A 16328-nucleotide genomic window follows, 5' to 3' on the forward strand; every position below is an offset into this window, starting at 1 on the left:
TTGGGTTTGTCTCTGTGCGTAATTCTGACTGGCCGTGATTTACAATCCCGGGACTACGGCAAGTCTCGCTGCGCTTGATGCAACTCCGAGAGCGTCCTTGAGATTGTTCATCGCAATTTTCGATTTCGAGGCGAAGACGACAATCTTGTCGCCACCATAGATGCGTGGATTGCGGCTCTTGCCGGCGCGAATCTGCTCCACATCATAATTTGCGACCAATGTGTTTGGGCCGATATTGCGGTAAACAAACACCTTTTTTGCGTCTCCAACGGCATTGAACCCTCCGGCAAGGGCGACCGCGTCGATGAGGGAGGAATTGCTCGACACCGGAAAGATGCCGGCCCTGGTGACTTCGCCGTCGACGGTAACGCGCTGTCCGATCGATTCCTTGATGTAGACCGACACATCGGGCGACTGCAGATAGTTGGCGCCGTAGGCCGTTTCGATTTCCTGCTCAAGCTGACGGACGGTCTTCCCTGCCGCGGTGACGGTCCCGATAAGTGGAAGCGAAATTTGCCCGCCGGCGTCGACTTGAACGGTTCTGTTCAGATTGTCGACCTGGAACACATTCACCTCGAGCACATCGTTCGGCGACAAAGGCTGCTCGTTGCCGTTCTGGGTGTTCTGCGGCGCAGGCAGTTCCTTTACGACCTGCAGGGCACCGCCGCCCGAGAGCGGCGCCGACGATGACGTCAGTTGCAGCGCATCGACCGAAGTCGGCGAAGACGATGTCGTTGACGAGGTGCTCGTGCAGGCGGACATCGTGAGCGAAGCGAGCAAGACACATATCGTGCCGGTATAGCTTTTTGCGAAATGAAAAACGCCCATTACGCGGTCCCACCCTTCAACAAGCGACCCAATCCTGCGAAGCGACCGACGTTGCCGGGGCTTGGCTTTTTCGGGCCTGCCTTTCCGACCGGCTCGAGAGTCCGGTTCGCTAATATTTCGCTTGGACGTTTCAACACCATGTTGCGGGCCTCGTCTTCCCCACATCGCTTCGCCGCCGCGGCGACGGCCTGCGTAAGCCCAGGACGCCGGCGGGTGGCACCATGGGTGTCCGATGCGATAATATCCACCCTGCCTTCGTCAATCAGCTTTTCAGAATAGTAAAGCGCCGTACGTCCAAAGGCACCAACAATCGAGTCTGCCGTAAGCTGAACAAGGCAGCCGATTGCATTCAACCTCTCGACAACATCGTAATTTGTCTTGATCCAGGTCAGCCGCTCAGGATGGGTAAGAATCGGAATGAACCCGGCGTTTATGAGGCGCAGAGCCAGATCTTCCAGTCTTGGCGGCAGAACGTGATGCGGCGGTTCGAATAGAAAATAACGCGACATGTTCAAGGTCGGCACGCTACCCAGCGCCAATTGCTCCGGAAGATCCGGCGTTATATGCACGTCGGCGCCGACGTAAAGAGCGAGCGGTATTGCGGCGCGATGTAGCGCCTGCTCCAACGCTTGAACCGCACGGGCAATATTTGCCGATCCGTTTTCGTACATGCCTGGCACGATATGCGGCGTACATGCCATATGGGTCGTTCCATCTGCCACCGCCAGCCGCGCCATTGCCAACGATTCAGCAAGACTGGGCGAGCCGTCATCAAGACCGGGCAAGATATGGGAATGCAGGTCGATCATTGACGTTTGTGGCCGCATTGAAGCAACGTGACGATTTCTCCCGAAAAACAGGCAAGTGCACCACCCGCGCGATAGCGAATGACGCATTTGCCAAGTCCACGCAATGCGGTAGATGCCGGATTCAAGCTATTCGCTGACAGCGCTATCGTCATCTTGCAAGCTAATGATCAGCGTTGCCGCGCCACCTGTCACAGCGCCACCCGGTGGAGTCGGACGAGACGAACCGCCCAAGACGAAGCGCATTCAGCTTCAACTCAAGTAATAGAGCGGAATGATTAACGAATTCCATCAATATTCCGACTCCAGCGCGCCAAGGCCAAGGCACAGAGGCACCGGCAATACAATACGGCAGAGGCAGTCACATGCCTCTGCCGGTATTGTCTTAAACTGCGCTTAAGGGCTGACGCCGTCGCCGTCATCCTGCGTTGCAGCAAGGACACCGGCGCCAAGACCCATGCCCCCAAAAATAAAGAGCGGGGTGTTGGACCGGGCGCCGCCCGGGGCAATCTGCCCCGTATGCTCAGGGCTCACACCAACGGCAGCCGACTGCTCGGAGCCCACGACCTTCAGGCAAATATTGTTCTCGACACGGGAAATGTCGAGGCTTGAATTTGCCGGCACATCCAGGTTGCAGCCACCGACATTGACGGAAGCCGATCCCCTGGCTCCGACCACTATGCGGCTGCCGAAATCCAGAGCATTTCCCGCCTTGGCCGGGCCATAGCCGGCGGCCTGCGAAACCATGACGTCGCCATTGGCGTGCCCGATGGAACCAATCGAATTCGCCGCTCCCTGGTAAGGGGTCGTACAAGTGCATGGCGTTTCCTGAGCGAAAGACGAAACCGGGCCGAAACCGATCGAGGCGACAAATCCGGCCAACGCACTTTTAACTATAACGTTCATTCGTTTCGATCCTTTTTGTCCCGCCGCACCTCGGCCCCGCCCGGACACCAAGGTATTGACCAAGCGCGTAACAGCTTTTTGCTTTGATTCCAACCTGCTTCGCATTTGCGAGATGACTTTTTGGCTTCCGCTGTGTTTCATTGGACACACTCACCTGACAGCTTTGAACTTAGCATTTTCGCTGCCGGCCCCTCTGGAAATTGTCGGAAAAGAAAGTCTATTTCGTGGCCTTTGATGGCCGCCGTCGCGCCGTGCTTCGCACAGGGATTATGATCGACTCTGTCTGACGTTATCGCTCATCCTGCCTTTCGTTTTATGACACGCGATTCGAGGGAATGACGGACGCGAGGGCCGTTGGCGAAGCCGTGAGCTACGAACCCGATAAGCAAGATTTGTAGGTCGAACCCGCCTGCGCGGGCTGTCCGCACAAGATGCCATTCTCGGCAAGTTTCGCGGCCAAATCCGTGCCATCGGACGTGAGGCATTGCACAACGATGGCATCACCAAACTTTGAGGCGACATTGCCGTCGCAAGGCGTCCCCTTGCCGATCGGCTTGCAGGTCAGGGCAACCCCTTGGTAGTCCCGGCGCGCCGCCTCCGTTACCATGGCACGCATGGATTGCGGTTTGGTAAACGCCACGCCGCACAACACAATCTTGCGGCCGGCGACGCGAAGATCATCGATTGCCTGGATGAAAAGCTTGCCGTCAAACGGCTCAAGTGCCGCTTGCGGCTTTGGCGGACGAACAGGCGTCCCTTTTTTCACGATGATGGCCAAGAAGCCAACCGCAAACGCCAAGGCAACGAGTGCCAGCAAGCTTATCTTCTTGGACGACAAAAATTCTCACTCCCGCCGCGTCCAAACACGCGCCTCTATTTCCTCTAGCGGAACATCCGCACGACCGCGCCGTCGCCTGGTCGATGTTTGGCACGAAAACGCTGGCCTATTTCAATCAAGAGATTTTCTATTCCGCCTTACCGCCCTACCGCCCGGAAATCGGAATCGGTTTTCCAGAAAGGGTCATGCGCAGAGCCAAAATGTTAGAGCGTCTTTGCGTGTCCAAACGGGGCGCTCTACCGAGGCTCGCCGACGGTGCTGTCGAGATATTGGGTCAGCGCACAGACCAGATGGTAGAAGATACTTGCCGGCACATCGGTCGCCAGCGAGCGGCCCCGCTCGTCGATCCGGTCTATCCACAGGCCGAGTGGTGCCGGATTGATGTGCCAACGGAACAGGCGACCGACACGCGCTTCGATCTCGGGCTTGAGATCGGGACCGCCTGAACCATCCAGTGCAATCGCCGCCTTGATTGCTTCGGCCTGCGGCCAACTGCGCGAGACAAGGTCGAGTGGCAGGCCTTGTCGCGAGACAGCGCCATAGGCGAGGCCGGTGGCGCGATTGAGGCCATTGGCGATGGCCGAGGCATAGAGCTTTCTGGCAAAGCCGGTCAGGTCACTCTGGCCGCTGCGCCCGGTGAAGTCGACCAACAGCGAGGCCCATTCGAAATGGTGGCCGGGTTCCGTCCATGTACCTTTCTCGCCCTCCGCCGGCCTCCACTCGGCATCGAAATATTCGCCCAGCGTCCAGCTTTCCGGATCGAAGAAATGGCTGCGAAACAGATCGACGATGCGCGCGGCGCGGCGAAGATAGGCGAGCTCGCCCGTCGCTTGATGCCAGGCCAGAAAAGCCTCGAGCAGATGCATATGCGGGTTAGAACGGCGTTCGCCCACGCCGCTCGACGTTTCGAGAAAGCCGGTCATGCGGTGATCCTCGAGATGCGCGTCGAGAAACGAAAAGGTTTCTTCGGCAAGCCGCAATGCATCAGGATTGCCGACCATATGGGCATGCGCCAGCGCCAGGAGCACGCAAGAATGATCGTAGGCATCCTCGGCTGCGTCGGCGACCGTGCCGTCGACATTGAGCGTGCGCACCCAGCCGCCATTGTCGGTGCGGCCGTTCCTGTTCATGAATTCGAGGCCGTGGCTGATCAACCGGTCGGCAGGCCCATCCCAGCCGCGCGCCTTGGCGACAGCGAAGGCGTAGACTTGCCTGGCCATGGTGCGCATGCGCTTGGGCTTCTTCAGCGGTGTGGCGTCAAAACCGAGTACCTCGTGGAAGCCGCCGTGGCGCTCATCGACCCCGACCGTGGACCACAGCGGCACCGTCTCTTCGAACAGCCAGTGATGAACACGGCGCCGCCAGGCGCCGCTTTCGATCACACGGTCGTCGGCGGGCGTGAACCTGGTTTCCAGCCGGCCGCTCTTTTCGAGCTGCTCGACGATCTTCTTGACGTTCTGGCTGCGGCTGACCGGGGCGACGAAGGTGGCATCGGCGGTCGAGACGATGGCAACGTCCCTCAAGCCTATGGCAGAGAGCAAGCGACTGTCGCTGCGGATGTAGGAGTTCTCGCAGTCGATGGCGACGACATCGCCGACGATGACGTTGCCGTCATTGTCGGACGGACCGACATCGAGCAGTGATTGCCATGAACCGAGATCGTTCCAGCGGAAGCCGGCCGGCACCATGGCGATGTGGCTGGCGCGCTCCATGATCGCATAGTCGATCGACGTCGAGGGAATGGCGGCGTAGAGTTCCAGAGGCATGTAGAGACCGGAAAGATCTGACGTCGCCGCCTGATAGGCGAGTTCGGTGGCCTTCCAGATCTCGGGCTCGAAAGCCGTGAAGGCGTCGCGCATGGCGCTGGCGCGAAACAGGAAGATGCCGGTGTTCCAGTAGAAATTGCCGGCCGCCAAATAGCTCTGCGCGGTTGCGAGGTCTGGTTTCTCGACGAAACGCGAGACATCGTAGATGCCATCCTTCTCGTCGGCGACCTCGATATAGCCGTAGCCGGTCTCCGGCTGGCCAGGCTTGATGCCGAACACCACCAGCCGGCCCGCACGCGCCGCGCCGGTGCCGTTTTCCACGCTCTGCCAGAATTGCCGTGCGGTCGTGATCTCATGATCGGACGGCACCACCAGCACCAGGCTGTCGCCAAACTCGGACAAGGTGCGCAGCGTCGCCAAGGCAACGGCGGCGGCAGTATTGCGGCCGGTCGGTTCGAACAACGGGCCGCCGCCGGAAAGGTCGAGGCCGGCGAGATCGGCGTGGACGCGGTCGGCGTGCCGCTCCGATGCAATCAGGAAGACCGGCGTTTCGCCCTTCGGCCGCGCCGTCAGCCGGCGCAAGGTCTTGACCAACATCGAGCCATCGCCGGAAAAATCATGGAACTGCTTGGGATTGTCCTCGCGCGACAGCGGCCACAGCCGTGAGCCGATACCACCACTCATAACAAAACTGACGATCCGCTCGGTCATGAGCATTCCTTGATTGGGGAGTTCGGTTGTAGGCGTCGGCAGAGTAATGAATTACGAGCTCGGAGAGAGCAATGCTTGTGGATTGAACCCCGCCTTCGCAGGCTTTCCACACAGGACGCTATTCTCGACAAGTCTTGCTGCCCGGTCGGTGCGTCCGCGTAAGGCAAGTACCACCAGGGCGTCGCCAAAAATTCGAATACGGCTATCCGTATTGGCATTTGATAGACCTCAGCCTCGAATCCGGCGAAGCTTCCTATACGTACGAGCCTCGATCTTGCGTTGGTCTTTTTCTGGCCATCGTCGGATATTTCCCTTAGTGGCCAGAGTCGAATCGTTCGGAGGTTCCATATGGCTGGCAATGCCAAAATTACGCGCCGTGGCGCGCTCTCAACCTTCTCTGCGGGGACTGCAAGTTTAGTGATCGCACCGGCACTGCCAACGGCAAACGCTAACGCATCGGAGCATTTAGCTCGTGAGGATGGCACCGACAATATCGAAATCAATGGAGCGAAGGGGCCATCCAGAATGGCCCACAATGTGTCGATGTATGACTCAAAGTCAAACGCTTCAGCGGCGGAAATTGCGCAAGGAGTCAAAGTGATCGAGACTCGGTTTCTATCACCTTCTTACACAAGACCAAGAACGCTCGTCGGTGGCGCGCTTTATCGACGTGAGAGCCTAGCCAACCTTCGCGTTTTCCCCCCTGTAGGCTGTTTTAGGTCCTTAGATCGATTCATGCCTGATGGGACGATCGACGCGATGAATGGCGGTTACTGGATCATTGCGGAATCAAAATATTACCCAGACCAGTTCGGAGCCATTCACGGCACCGGATGTACCGTGTCAGAGCAACTGGCAAATTGTGCTGCCTTGCAGGCTATGGTGGATGCGATAATATATGGCGCTGCGAAGGCCACAGCCAACCTTCGAAGTGAAATCCTGGAATATTATGGAACCCTTCACCTTGGCTACGGTGACCGAACTCACGGCTGCGGTTTGACAGGCGCTGGTCGAAACTATCGCGGCCAAGATCAGAAACAGGGCTCCGCGCTGATACATGTTGGCCCTATCACTCAGCAAGCCATCAATTTTCAAGGGATTCGGAATGTAACCCTTCAGGGATTTACCCTAATTGGAATGCTGTTCTCGGCGATGAACGATCTCACGGGCGACAAAACCGACGTATCGTTGTGGAATGCTCTTGGTGGCGATGATCGCCACGCGCCATATGCTGGTATTACTGGTGACGCCTTTACGGGCGAGAGGCCCAGCACGTTCTATCCAAATACCGACTACCCAGTATGGACGGGAGTGACAGGCGCATATAAAAAAGCCGGATCATCAAATCCTAATTTTGTGGACGTGGAAATCACCGGCTTCAACTCCGGTTACATCAATAATCCCTCCGCCTCAAATAACAATTGTGATTTTCCGACATTCCAAAGATGCCGGATCGAACATTGCGCCTACGCCTTGTCGGTCGGTAACTCGCAGTGCCGAAATCTGCATATTGATGGCATGCAGATTTATCGCGTTCATACTATCCTCACGACCAGGAAACACGGCGCGCAAAATGGGCGCCTCGGCGGCGTTGTGACCGATATGTCCGTTGGTGAAGTAGCCCAGTTGCTCGATATCGATCTGGGTGCCGTGACCGGCACCTTGAAGCTACAACAATTCTACGGCGAAAACGTTTGGCGGTTCGGGGACGTCGGCCGCAGCGGCTCAGACACTTCGCCCATAAGGATAGAAGGTGGCAGTTGGAAACTGGATTGGTTTGCGACCTATGGCCGGCCGGCATGGTTTTGCGAGGGAACTACATTGGCCGATATCACGTTTCAGGACGTCGACTTCAACGGTTACGACGGTGTACTGACTTTTCAGCCCGCGAATGTACATTTCGAAACTATCTCGAATCGACCTAGCAAACGCTCAAGTACAGTCTCCCGCTATATAGCACACGCCCGTAATGCTCTTGCTGGCGGGATCGTAACCAATGATCGCCTTCAGCCGCACGCCCAAAGAATTCGCTACAAGGTTTTCGATACAGACACAGGGGCACTCCTAATCGCTCGCATGACGGACGAAAGCAATGTATGCATCACACGAAATTTCAATGTTCCAGACTGTCAATATAGGCTTGGCTGGAAAACCGATGTTGATCACAATGTCATAGATAAGCCTCGGCTTTATTCTTCTATGCATAAAACTTACTTCACATCAATTGATTTGTCTGGAACATTACTAACACTTGTCACCCCCACAATCAATTGGCACGACGCCATGCTTCTCGGTTACATGCCTGGCGATGTTATCTTTGATATAGATACCGGCTCGACATTCTTCATACGGGCCTTTAACGGGCCAACGAACGGCGGGGAAATGGCCGTGGCTACGATTGTTGCAGAGTTGCAAAATAACCTCCGGGCGGGCGGTGGCCAGTTTGTCGTCTTCTCGAAATCGATTGGCAATTTTGAGTTCATAAACGGCCGCATCTTTGTTTCAAAGACCCGACTTTTCGCGGCCAGCCTGACGTCAAGCGCTGACCTCACGGATGTCGGAAATGCGGCGAGAGTTTTCGACAACGGCGTTGCGGAAGCCATTCAGGTTGGTGATTGCTCGCTTGAGCCGCGCCGAGATTGCGTATTTTCCGGGGCGCAATCGGTTGTTGTAGCCCTGGACACCTCGGCGCGTACGATTACGATGAGTGGCAAAGCGCTCCGCTCAATCGCTTACAAGGATTACTCCCTTTGGATCAAACGGCCGCCAGCTAACATCTGAATGCTTAGAAGCGCGTAATCTAATCTGCAGGTGAGACAAAGTTGGTCAACCCGCCTCGATCTCTCGCGACCAACGGCTGGCCGAAGGACAGATGGGACATGCCGAACGAGTGGCTGCACTGCACATGATTGAGCCGCGCCGACCTGCCGCGGGCGATCTCGACGCCGCGGTTTAGGTGTGATCAGGTCGGTCAAGCGGCGGAGACGGTCAGACTGGCATCGATCAGCAGGCCGCGGTGGTTCTCATGCGTCTCGTTCGACCGCTTCTGGCCGTGGAAGCCTGCCTCCGCGTTGCGCCCGTCGCCGCCCTCGGTCGGCGGCTCACCCGAGTTATTCCCTGGTCCGTGCCGTCGACCGAGAAGTGATCCGTGGACAGCAGCTGCTTGGGCTGGGCCGCCACTGCGATCAGAAACTTATGGCGATGTCGCCCTCCAGCAGCCGCTCACGGTTCTTCGAGAACATCGAACGGTCCTCTGTAGGTCGCCGCATCCGCACCTCAAGATCCACTTAGCTGAACAGTTCGCCGGTCCGATCGTAACCGCCGTGCACCTGCACCTCCGAAGCTCGTTGGAGCAAATGAATCACCACCGCAGCCATGCGGGGAGAACTTTCTTTCAACAGCCTGCTAGTGGGTGCCACATCATAACAGGTTAGGACTTAACTATAATACTGCTGGCTATTCCCTTGCGGGAAAACACATTGCGGGTGTCTATAATCAGCCTCGAATTATCCGCAATCATCTGATAGTCTACGTTATCGTGATCAGTCACAATAACAATTGCGTTATAACTTTGGCATATCTCAGGAGTAAGTTCTATCGATGCTCGTCCTGCAAAATGAGCGTGCTCACGCGTCTCCGGTATCTTTGCAACAAACGGATCATGGTAGTCAATCCTTGAACTTCGCCGCTCCAGCAGCTCCATAAGCGCAAATGATGGGCTTTCACGGATGTCCGAAACATTCCTTTTATATGCAAGTCCGAGAATGAGAATGCTCGCTGACCCAAGCGATGCCTTTTGCGTATAGTCTAACGCCGCTTCAAGCCTTCCAACAACATACCGCGGCATCGAAACGTTTATCTCCCCGGCAAGCTCAATGAACCGAGTTGTAAGCCCATATTCCCTAGACTTCCATGTCAGGTAAAAGGGATCTATCGGAATGCAATGCCCTCCAAGACCAGGGCCGGGATAGAAGGGCATATAACCAAAAGGCTTCGTGGCCGCCGCATCAATCACCTCCCAAATATCTATACCCATCGCATCGTAGATCACCTTCAGCTCATTCACGAGGGCGATGTTAACAGAACGGAATACGTTCTCTGTAATCTTAACGGCCTCCGATACTTTTGGCGACGACACAACAATCACAGTCTCAACAACACAACTATAAAATGCTTCAATCACGGTCGAGGATACCCGGCCATCTCCAGATACCACTTTTGGTATTGTCTTGGTTCCAAATGTTTTGTTACCAGGATCTTCCCTTTCCGGAGAAAACCCCAGAAAAAACTCCTTGCCGCTTCGCAATCCTCCCCGCTCCAGAATAGGCTTAATCACTTCTTCTGTCGTACCGGGATACGTCGTTGATTCGAGAACGACAAGCTGACCGCGACGTAAGTGCTCGGAAATTGTTTCGGCCGTCATTACTACGAATTGCAAATCTGGCTCGCGGTGGCGCGACAAGGGGGTCGGCACGCAAATCACTACCACGTCACAATTTTTTAGTTCCTCGAAATTTGAGCTTGCTCTAAACTTCCCCCCTGCGAGAAGTTTCCGCAAATCATCCACGTTTACACTGTCGATATAAGATTGCCCAGAATTCAGCTTGGCAACTTTAAGTTCATCTATGTCGAAGCCGATGGTCGGAAAAGCCGCCCATCCGCACGCCACAGCAAGGGGTAAGCCGACATATCCAAGTCCAATGATTCCGACAGTTGCCTTTCTTGATTCTATTAGGTCTAACAAGGTCGGCGCGACAAGTTCCATAAGCCGTTCATCCATGAGTTGCTTCGCTTTCTTCCAACTGCGCCGAATACATTAACTGGCAACCGACTACCGTCGTTCATTCTCACACCTCTTGTCCCGTCGACCGTCAATCACTTTTTGCCAGAAAAATGTCATGTTCGATCGACCAAGCCAAACCAAGCCGCCGCGCCCAGTCCACTATGTAATCCAAGGGTGGATAGTCCTCAGATTGATCTGCAAATAGCCGGACATCATCGATCAAAATCGTGACCTTCTTAAACCTGTCAATATGAAGCTCAATTGCAGCCAACTCTGCCTTTATTGGTGTGTGAACACTGCCTTCAAATGTCTTCAGCCCCGAATAGTGCCCGTCCAACCAAAAACACACTTCGCCCTGAATTTGCGGCAACAACCTAGGCAGGGCCTCTTCTGAGGGCTCTCCGATGACAGAGATCTTTTTGTTGGCAGCAAAACGCTTGACCGCCCGGCGGTAAAGTTCGCCGTCAGGTTCAATTGTGAAAACCCGGCTCGAAACGCGCGCAAGAAAAGCGCTGGTGTCTCCCAAATAGGTTCCGGTCTCGATCCAAGTGACATCAGGCTTTGAATACCTCCCAAGAAGTGTTCGTTTAATATAGTGAGGGCTTGGAGGCGCGAAAGAACGGCGACGCCACCGAACTGCTTCTAATAACGTTCTCCGCACTTGCACAATTTCATCGGGAACAATCGCCTTCAGAACCCTTCTCACACTATATGTCCCCCAACCAATTTCTGTTTTCCGGCACCTTCACTTGACCATAGGCTAGCCATTTGCAGATCCCTATCACAACTTAATATCCAGCGAGATTGCGACTGCCTCTTCGAAAGAAATCCTATCACGGGCCATCCTAAGTCGGACCTCGCCAATTTTCATGTCAACTAAGAACCTGTACCAAAAGCCTTGCAGAAAGTGAAAAGCAAATCCTCTCGGTCCGTCCAGAAATCCTAACAGCACGAAGTATCTGAAAAGGAAATAGGCCATTGATCTCCAACCTAGGGGTAGTCGAGAATATACTCCGACCTTCAACCACCTTTTTGCCTTCGCCTGCTTATTAAAACCACGGTCTAATTCATGATCCGAGCCGTGCTCGGACAGAAGGAGATCCAAGGCCTCACGACTGGCATACGAGTTGTGCTTGGCTGTCCACCACCCTATGTTGTTCAAATTCTTATCATAGAGATCACCGGCAATGTGCCCGACCAAACCATCAACGAGGATGTGCTCATCCATCCAGCGACTCTCGCATCGGCCGAAGCCAGACCTCCACAGTCGGAGCATTCGCGCCGGATAAATTCCGCCCCAACGTATCCATTTTCCAAGAAAATATATTCTCCTGGTAATTGTAAATCCAAGCTCCGCGACCTCGCCATTAAGCACTGCTTCTAAGCTCTTAGCGAGCTCCTTCGAGACGATCTCGTCAGCGTCGAGTCGGAGTATCCATTGGGTGTGTGGACCGGTGTTGTCTAGCGCCCAATTAAACTGATCCGAATAATTTCTCCATTCATTTGTATATACGGTTGCACCTAGCTTAAGTGCTATCGCCTTGGTCGAATCAGTCGATCCGCTATCAACGACCACTACTTTTGATGCTATTGCAGAAACGCTCTCTAAGCACCTCGCAATGTGCTTCTCCTCATTGTAAGTTAAAATAACGACAGTTAATTCTTGCTTAATCATCTTAGCGATGAACCAGAACAAACTTAACGTTATTCGAAAAAAGTTCGTAGTCGCCGTATTGTTCTAGCTCGAGCCGAAGGTCGTCTGATAACCATCGCTCACCAAGCCTCCCACGCACGGCTGTATCCTCGACAACTTCGAAATATCTCGAAAAAATACTAACGTAGTCCTTTCTCCTCGCTTTGTTTAAGTAGGTATTCACCTCGGCTCCCAGTCCACGCAGATGGCCCCAAGGCGCATATTTCCAGCTAAACTCCAAACTTGCTTTGTCCGGCCTCCACTCTAGATCGTGCCCCCCACAGATGCCGGTAAAGACGTTAGGCGTTATAATTGCGATTCCGGTTGGTGCAAGGTTTTGCTTCATATACCACGTCAGCTTGTCGAGATCCTCCAAAGGTATATGCTCAAAAACGTCGATAGAGACTATCAAATCATATGGCCCAGGGCGATCTTGCCAAAACTCTTCTGAGGAGGCGTCTCCCACATACAAAGCACCATAATCAACTTGATAACTTGGATCTATTTGCCTTAGGCGCTTCAAAAATACTTCGTTTTCATCTCTATCAAAACACACATGACGGAATAAGCTTTTGACAAATCGTTCGACACCATTTGTCCTTAGAACGTTTGGAAGGTCTCTATAAGTCCTAACGGGCCAATCAAGGTCAACTGCTGTGACCTTGTGGCCCAAGGCCTGGAGCGCTAGAGCCCTTCTTGGCTTCGCCCCAAATCCAATTTCTAAAACGTTAACTTCTTTTTTTTCATTTGAAATTTGATGCCGTCGCCATGTCTCAACCCATCCAGCCACTTCATCGATCAATGGTGAGAACTTTTCAGGCCGAAGCGACTTGGCACTTGCTCGAAGCAGCTGGAACATTCCAAACCATTCCCGCACTTTTGCGAGAAACGATACAGGCTGTGACGACGAACTTGACCTCAATTTTAGCTTTTCCATCTGAGAATGATCAAGTCCGTTTTCGGTCGAAGACCATCGGCTTGGCCAAGTAGGAAATTACGCTATTTTTTTCGAACTCAACACGGGCCAGAACGCTGGCCGCCGAATATTCAAATCCTCGCTGAGCCATTTTCTGGATCCAATAGTCATTTTTTTGCTCATTATAGTGATACAACCCGGGACCACCATTTGCGTCTGGTTCAGCAGCGGTAAGCATGACTCGATCTGCTACGGCGCAAAGCTTGTCTAGGTAATTGTCAGCAAACTCCGGCCTTAGGTGTTCTGCAACCTCGAATGAAGTAACTAAATCCCACTTCCTGCCATCAATTAAAGGAAGCGGGGATTCATTCGTAAGGTCGTGCTGCATGAACGGCAAGTTCTTGCGCCGGACGGCCTCCATAGCCGCCGCTGAAATGTCTACGCCAAGCACATTGATGCCCTCCTTAACGAGAGCGTCAATGAAATGGCCAGGTCCGCATCCCACATCTAGGACGTTCTGCGGGGCAAGCTCACTCCTAACCCAAGCGGCTATTACAGGCACACTTGCAAGCTCAAGATCTTCCACAGACTGGTAATAAGATCTCGAGTACGCTGTATTCCCAAATACTTTTTCCAGAACGCTATTAAACCATCTTTGCCTCTTCAAGCGACGCCGGACAGCCGGACTTGTCCTCATTCTAAGAAAATCATAGATTGTTGCTTTCATTCTCAATTGTCCATATCTTGATCGTTGCGACTGCCTGATTTTGCTAGTTCACGATAGCACCGATAGAACGAGCGCGAAATGGTTTCCCAGTCGAAGGACCGCTCCATCCAAGCCCGTCCTCTTTCACCCATTTCCTGCAAGTCGACTGCATCCATGCGGTTTATTGCTCCGGCTAACGAATCGGGAGAGTTGTCAACCCAAAGTCCGCATCTCTCAACTTCAACGGACGCCCACGGCGCTCCCTTACTAACTATGACGGGAACGCCGCGTGAAAGGGCCTCAACGACCACCATTGAAAAGTTTTCGGAATGGGACGGCACGATACACACATCAGTCGTGCGAAAAGCCGCTTCTTTATCTTCGTCGTTCACATGCCCGCAAAAGGACACGGAATCCGTGACCTTAAGCTCCTCTGCCAGCCTTCTTAAGCCCCGAACGTAGTGCGCATCCCCCGTGCCATAAATCTTCAACTCAACCCTTGGAGTGCAAACGCTGACGGCTTTGATGAGATTTTCAATGGCTTTGATCCGGTCAATTCGCCCAACAAAGGAAGCGCGGAGAACTCCCTCAGGCTTCCAACCCCTGGAGGGCTTTATGGCTGGCATGTCGATGCCGTTTGGTATCACAACAGTTGCTAAGCCAGGCATTCGCGCAAGTGTAGCATTGTTTTCCGCCTCTGATGTGACATGTGCCATCGTGTTGACAGGTCGCAGCATATTACATACGGCTTCCCAAAGTCTCTTTGCTCTGCTTTTTCCAAAACCCTGCCAATCGTGCGCTGCTTTCAGCGCGCCTCTTCCTGACCATAGCACTGGCTTCCCGTACAAACGACATAGTATTAGCGTGGGCATTGTCGTGAATGAATAAACTCCTGTAAGGTGAACCACCGTCGACCACTTAATCATTCGGCTTAGTTTAATAAGAAGCTCGATAGAAACCGAAACTTTATAAATCCTCCTACAATAATACACCTCGTACCCATTGGAATATTCTGTTGGATTCGCCATCAACTTCAAACGATCTCGAATCCGCGGTCCAGCCGCATCGGTGGTTAGCACTCTAAGTCTTACGTTTGAAAGCCCGGAGACATGATGACAAAGGGCCTGAGTGGAATATATAGGCCCACCCCAATGCGTCGCGGGAAAGAACGTGGGGCAAACATGGAGTATGTTCATTTTCGTCATAATTGTGAGCGAGTTGCGTTGGGGCTCTTCTAACGTTCCGAATACACTTCGTTGTACAGCGACGCATATAATCCAGCGATGGTGCGCAAACGGAAACGTTGGACATTTTCTAAGCCAGCGACAACTATCTGGCTACGATACACGTGATCAAACATTACTTTAATTACTCCACTACGTATACTTTCAACGTCAAAAGGGTTCACCAAGCACGCTCCCCTCCCAGCAATCTCTGGCATTGCGGAAATACTACTGGTAATCACAGGCAACCCGACAGCTTGAGCTTCAATTATAGGCATTCCAAAGCCTTCGTATGTGGAAGCAAACAGCAACAGGTCAGCCGCTCTGTACTCAGAGGCCAATTCTTCTCGTAATAAATTTGCCCGGGAAAAGTACCTTATGCCATTCTTGGCCAGCGATTCGTTCTGTGATTCTGACAGACCGCCAATGAGGGATAGTTCACAATCTATCCCTCTCAAAGCATCTGCATAGCGGGCGATGTTCTTATTTTCCCCGGTCCCCACAACGAGAATCCGGGGCAACTTCTGATTGAACTCTTTGTTTACGAAGTAGAACTCCTCGGATACCGGATTGTTAATTATCCTCAGTTTTCTGTCCGGACACGAGACGTTACGGAGGAGAACTCTCTGCGCCTCATTCGAGATCGATACTACAAAGCGACTTCTCCATATCGGGATGCGGTACCACAGCAGCCAGAGGAAGAACCATCTTAGGCCAGCCTTGTTCTCAAGGTTTCTGCAATCATGAATTGTCAAGACCGTGCGTTTCGGATCAAGGAAGAACGTCAAAAAGTGAACGTCGCCCGTTACGTGATTTACATCGCTTTGGTGACGACGAGCAGACCAAGCATCAAGAAAGCGCGGTATGAACCCATTGGAGAAGTATCGGTTCTCAAACCTCTTTACCCGCATTTGCTGCGGAAGATTTTCTGCTATGTCTTGATATACACGTTCAATGCTGAAATTGCCCGGCCTAGGGCGCCTAAAAAACAACGAAATTTGCATAGCACCATTCATAACTTCACGTCGGTTGACGCGCTGAAAGAGAGACAGATTGTCTGAAAAGCAGCCGCTGGTTCTAACCAGCTATCGTAGGCTCGCAACCGGGTATATGGATTCGCCGTCCAGTGGCACAGGCATTGAGGCATCAGGG

13 protein-coding genes and 1 pseudogene are annotated in these 16328 nt (G+C 53.4%); 1 reads left to right on the forward strand and 13 read right to left on the reverse strand.

Annotated features, from left to right (window positions below; all coding sequences use genetic code 11):
• Nucleotides 1–39: 39 nt before the first annotated feature.
• The 5 genes from AC0L3I_RS07210 to AC0L3I_RS07230 all read right to left on the reverse strand — a co-directional run bounded on the left by AC0L3I_RS07210 (nt 40) and on the right by AC0L3I_RS07230 (nt 5855).
• Nucleotides 40–780: a polysaccharide biosynthesis/export family protein gene (locus tag AC0L3I_RS07210; protein WP_473526435.1), complete on the reverse strand. Its 741-nt coding sequence runs from the start codon at nt 778–780 to the stop codon at nt 40–42.
• Nucleotides 781–827: 47 nt separating this feature from the next.
• Complete coding sequence (locus AC0L3I_RS07215; protein ID WP_473526436.1) at nt 828–1637, reverse strand: tyrosine-protein phosphatase; 810 nt, start codon at nt 1635–1637, stop codon at nt 828–830.
• Between the two features lie 393 nt (nt 1638–2030).
• On the reverse strand, nt 2031–2681 hold the full coding sequence (locus tag AC0L3I_RS07220) for a hypothetical protein (RefSeq protein WP_473526437.1): 651 nt from the start codon (nt 2679–2681) through the stop codon (nt 2031–2033).
• A gap of 229 nt (nt 2682–2910) precedes the next feature.
• Entirely contained in the window at nt 2911–3357 is a 447-nt protein-coding gene (locus tag AC0L3I_RS07225; RefSeq protein ID WP_473526438.1) for a hypothetical protein, read from the reverse strand.
• Nucleotides 3358–3614: 257 nt separating this feature from the next.
• Complete coding sequence (locus AC0L3I_RS07230) at nt 3615–5855, reverse strand: mannose-1-phosphate guanylyltransferase/mannose-6-phosphate isomerase (protein WP_473526439.1); 2241 nt, start codon at nt 5853–5855, stop codon at nt 3615–3617.
• A gap of 348 nt (nt 5856–6203) precedes the next feature.
• Here AC0L3I_RS07230 and AC0L3I_RS07235 point away from each other — a divergent pair, with 348 nt between their 5' ends.
• Nucleotides 6204–8636: a hypothetical protein gene (locus AC0L3I_RS07235; RefSeq protein ID WP_473526440.1), complete on the forward strand. Its 2433-nt coding sequence runs from the start codon at nt 6204–6206 to the stop codon at nt 8634–8636.
• Between the two features lie 199 nt (nt 8637–8835).
• Here the strand turns inward: AC0L3I_RS07235 and AC0L3I_RS07240 are convergent.
• The 8 genes and pseudogenes from AC0L3I_RS07240 to AC0L3I_RS07275 all read right to left on the reverse strand — a co-directional run.
• Nucleotides 8836–9115: pseudogene (locus AC0L3I_RS07240) on the reverse strand (IS5/IS1182 family transposase); the annotation flags it as partial.
• A 170-nt stretch (nt 9116–9285) separates the two neighbouring features.
• On the reverse strand, nt 9286–10635 hold the full coding sequence (locus AC0L3I_RS07245; RefSeq protein ID WP_473526441.1) for a nucleotide sugar dehydrogenase: 1350 nt from the start codon (nt 10633–10635) through the stop codon (nt 9286–9288).
• A 91-nt stretch (nt 10636–10726) separates the two neighbouring features.
• Nucleotides 10727–11344, reverse strand: coding sequence for a hypothetical protein (locus tag AC0L3I_RS07250; RefSeq protein WP_473526442.1), 618 nt, complete (start codon nt 11342–11344; stop codon nt 10727–10729).
• Nucleotides 11345–11419: 75 nt separating this feature from the next.
• The gene (locus tag AC0L3I_RS07255) at nt 11420–12334 is read right to left on the reverse strand and encodes a glycosyltransferase family 2 protein (RefSeq protein WP_473526443.1); all 915 of its coding nucleotides are present in this window, start codon (nt 12332–12334) and stop codon (nt 11420–11422) included.
• Nucleotides 12315–13190 carry a class I SAM-dependent methyltransferase gene (locus AC0L3I_RS07260; protein ID WP_473526444.1) on the reverse strand — a complete coding sequence of 292 codons (876 nt, stop codon included), beginning with the start codon at nt 13188–13190 and terminating at the stop codon, nt 12315–12317. Before AC0L3I_RS07260 ends, AC0L3I_RS07255 begins: the two co-directional genes overlap by 20 nt.
• Before the next feature lie 88 nt (nt 13191–13278).
• The gene (locus AC0L3I_RS07265; protein ID WP_473526445.1) at nt 13279–13974 is read right to left on the reverse strand and encodes a class I SAM-dependent methyltransferase; all 696 of its coding nucleotides are present in this window, start codon (nt 13972–13974) and stop codon (nt 13279–13281) included.
• Nucleotides 13975–13976: 2 nt separating this feature from the next.
• Nucleotides 13977–14690, reverse strand: a complete 714-nt coding sequence (locus tag AC0L3I_RS07270; RefSeq protein WP_473526446.1) for a glycosyltransferase family 4 protein — start codon at nt 14688–14690, stop codon at nt 13977–13979.
• A gap of 497 nt (nt 14691–15187) precedes the next feature.
• The gene (locus tag AC0L3I_RS07275; RefSeq protein WP_473526447.1) at nt 15188–16180 is read right to left on the reverse strand and encodes a glycosyltransferase family 4 protein; all 993 of its coding nucleotides are present in this window, start codon (nt 16178–16180) and stop codon (nt 15188–15190) included.
• Nucleotides 16181–16328: the final 148 nt, after the last annotated feature.

It is taken from the genome of Mesorhizobium sp. WSM4840 (assembly GCF_055811755.1).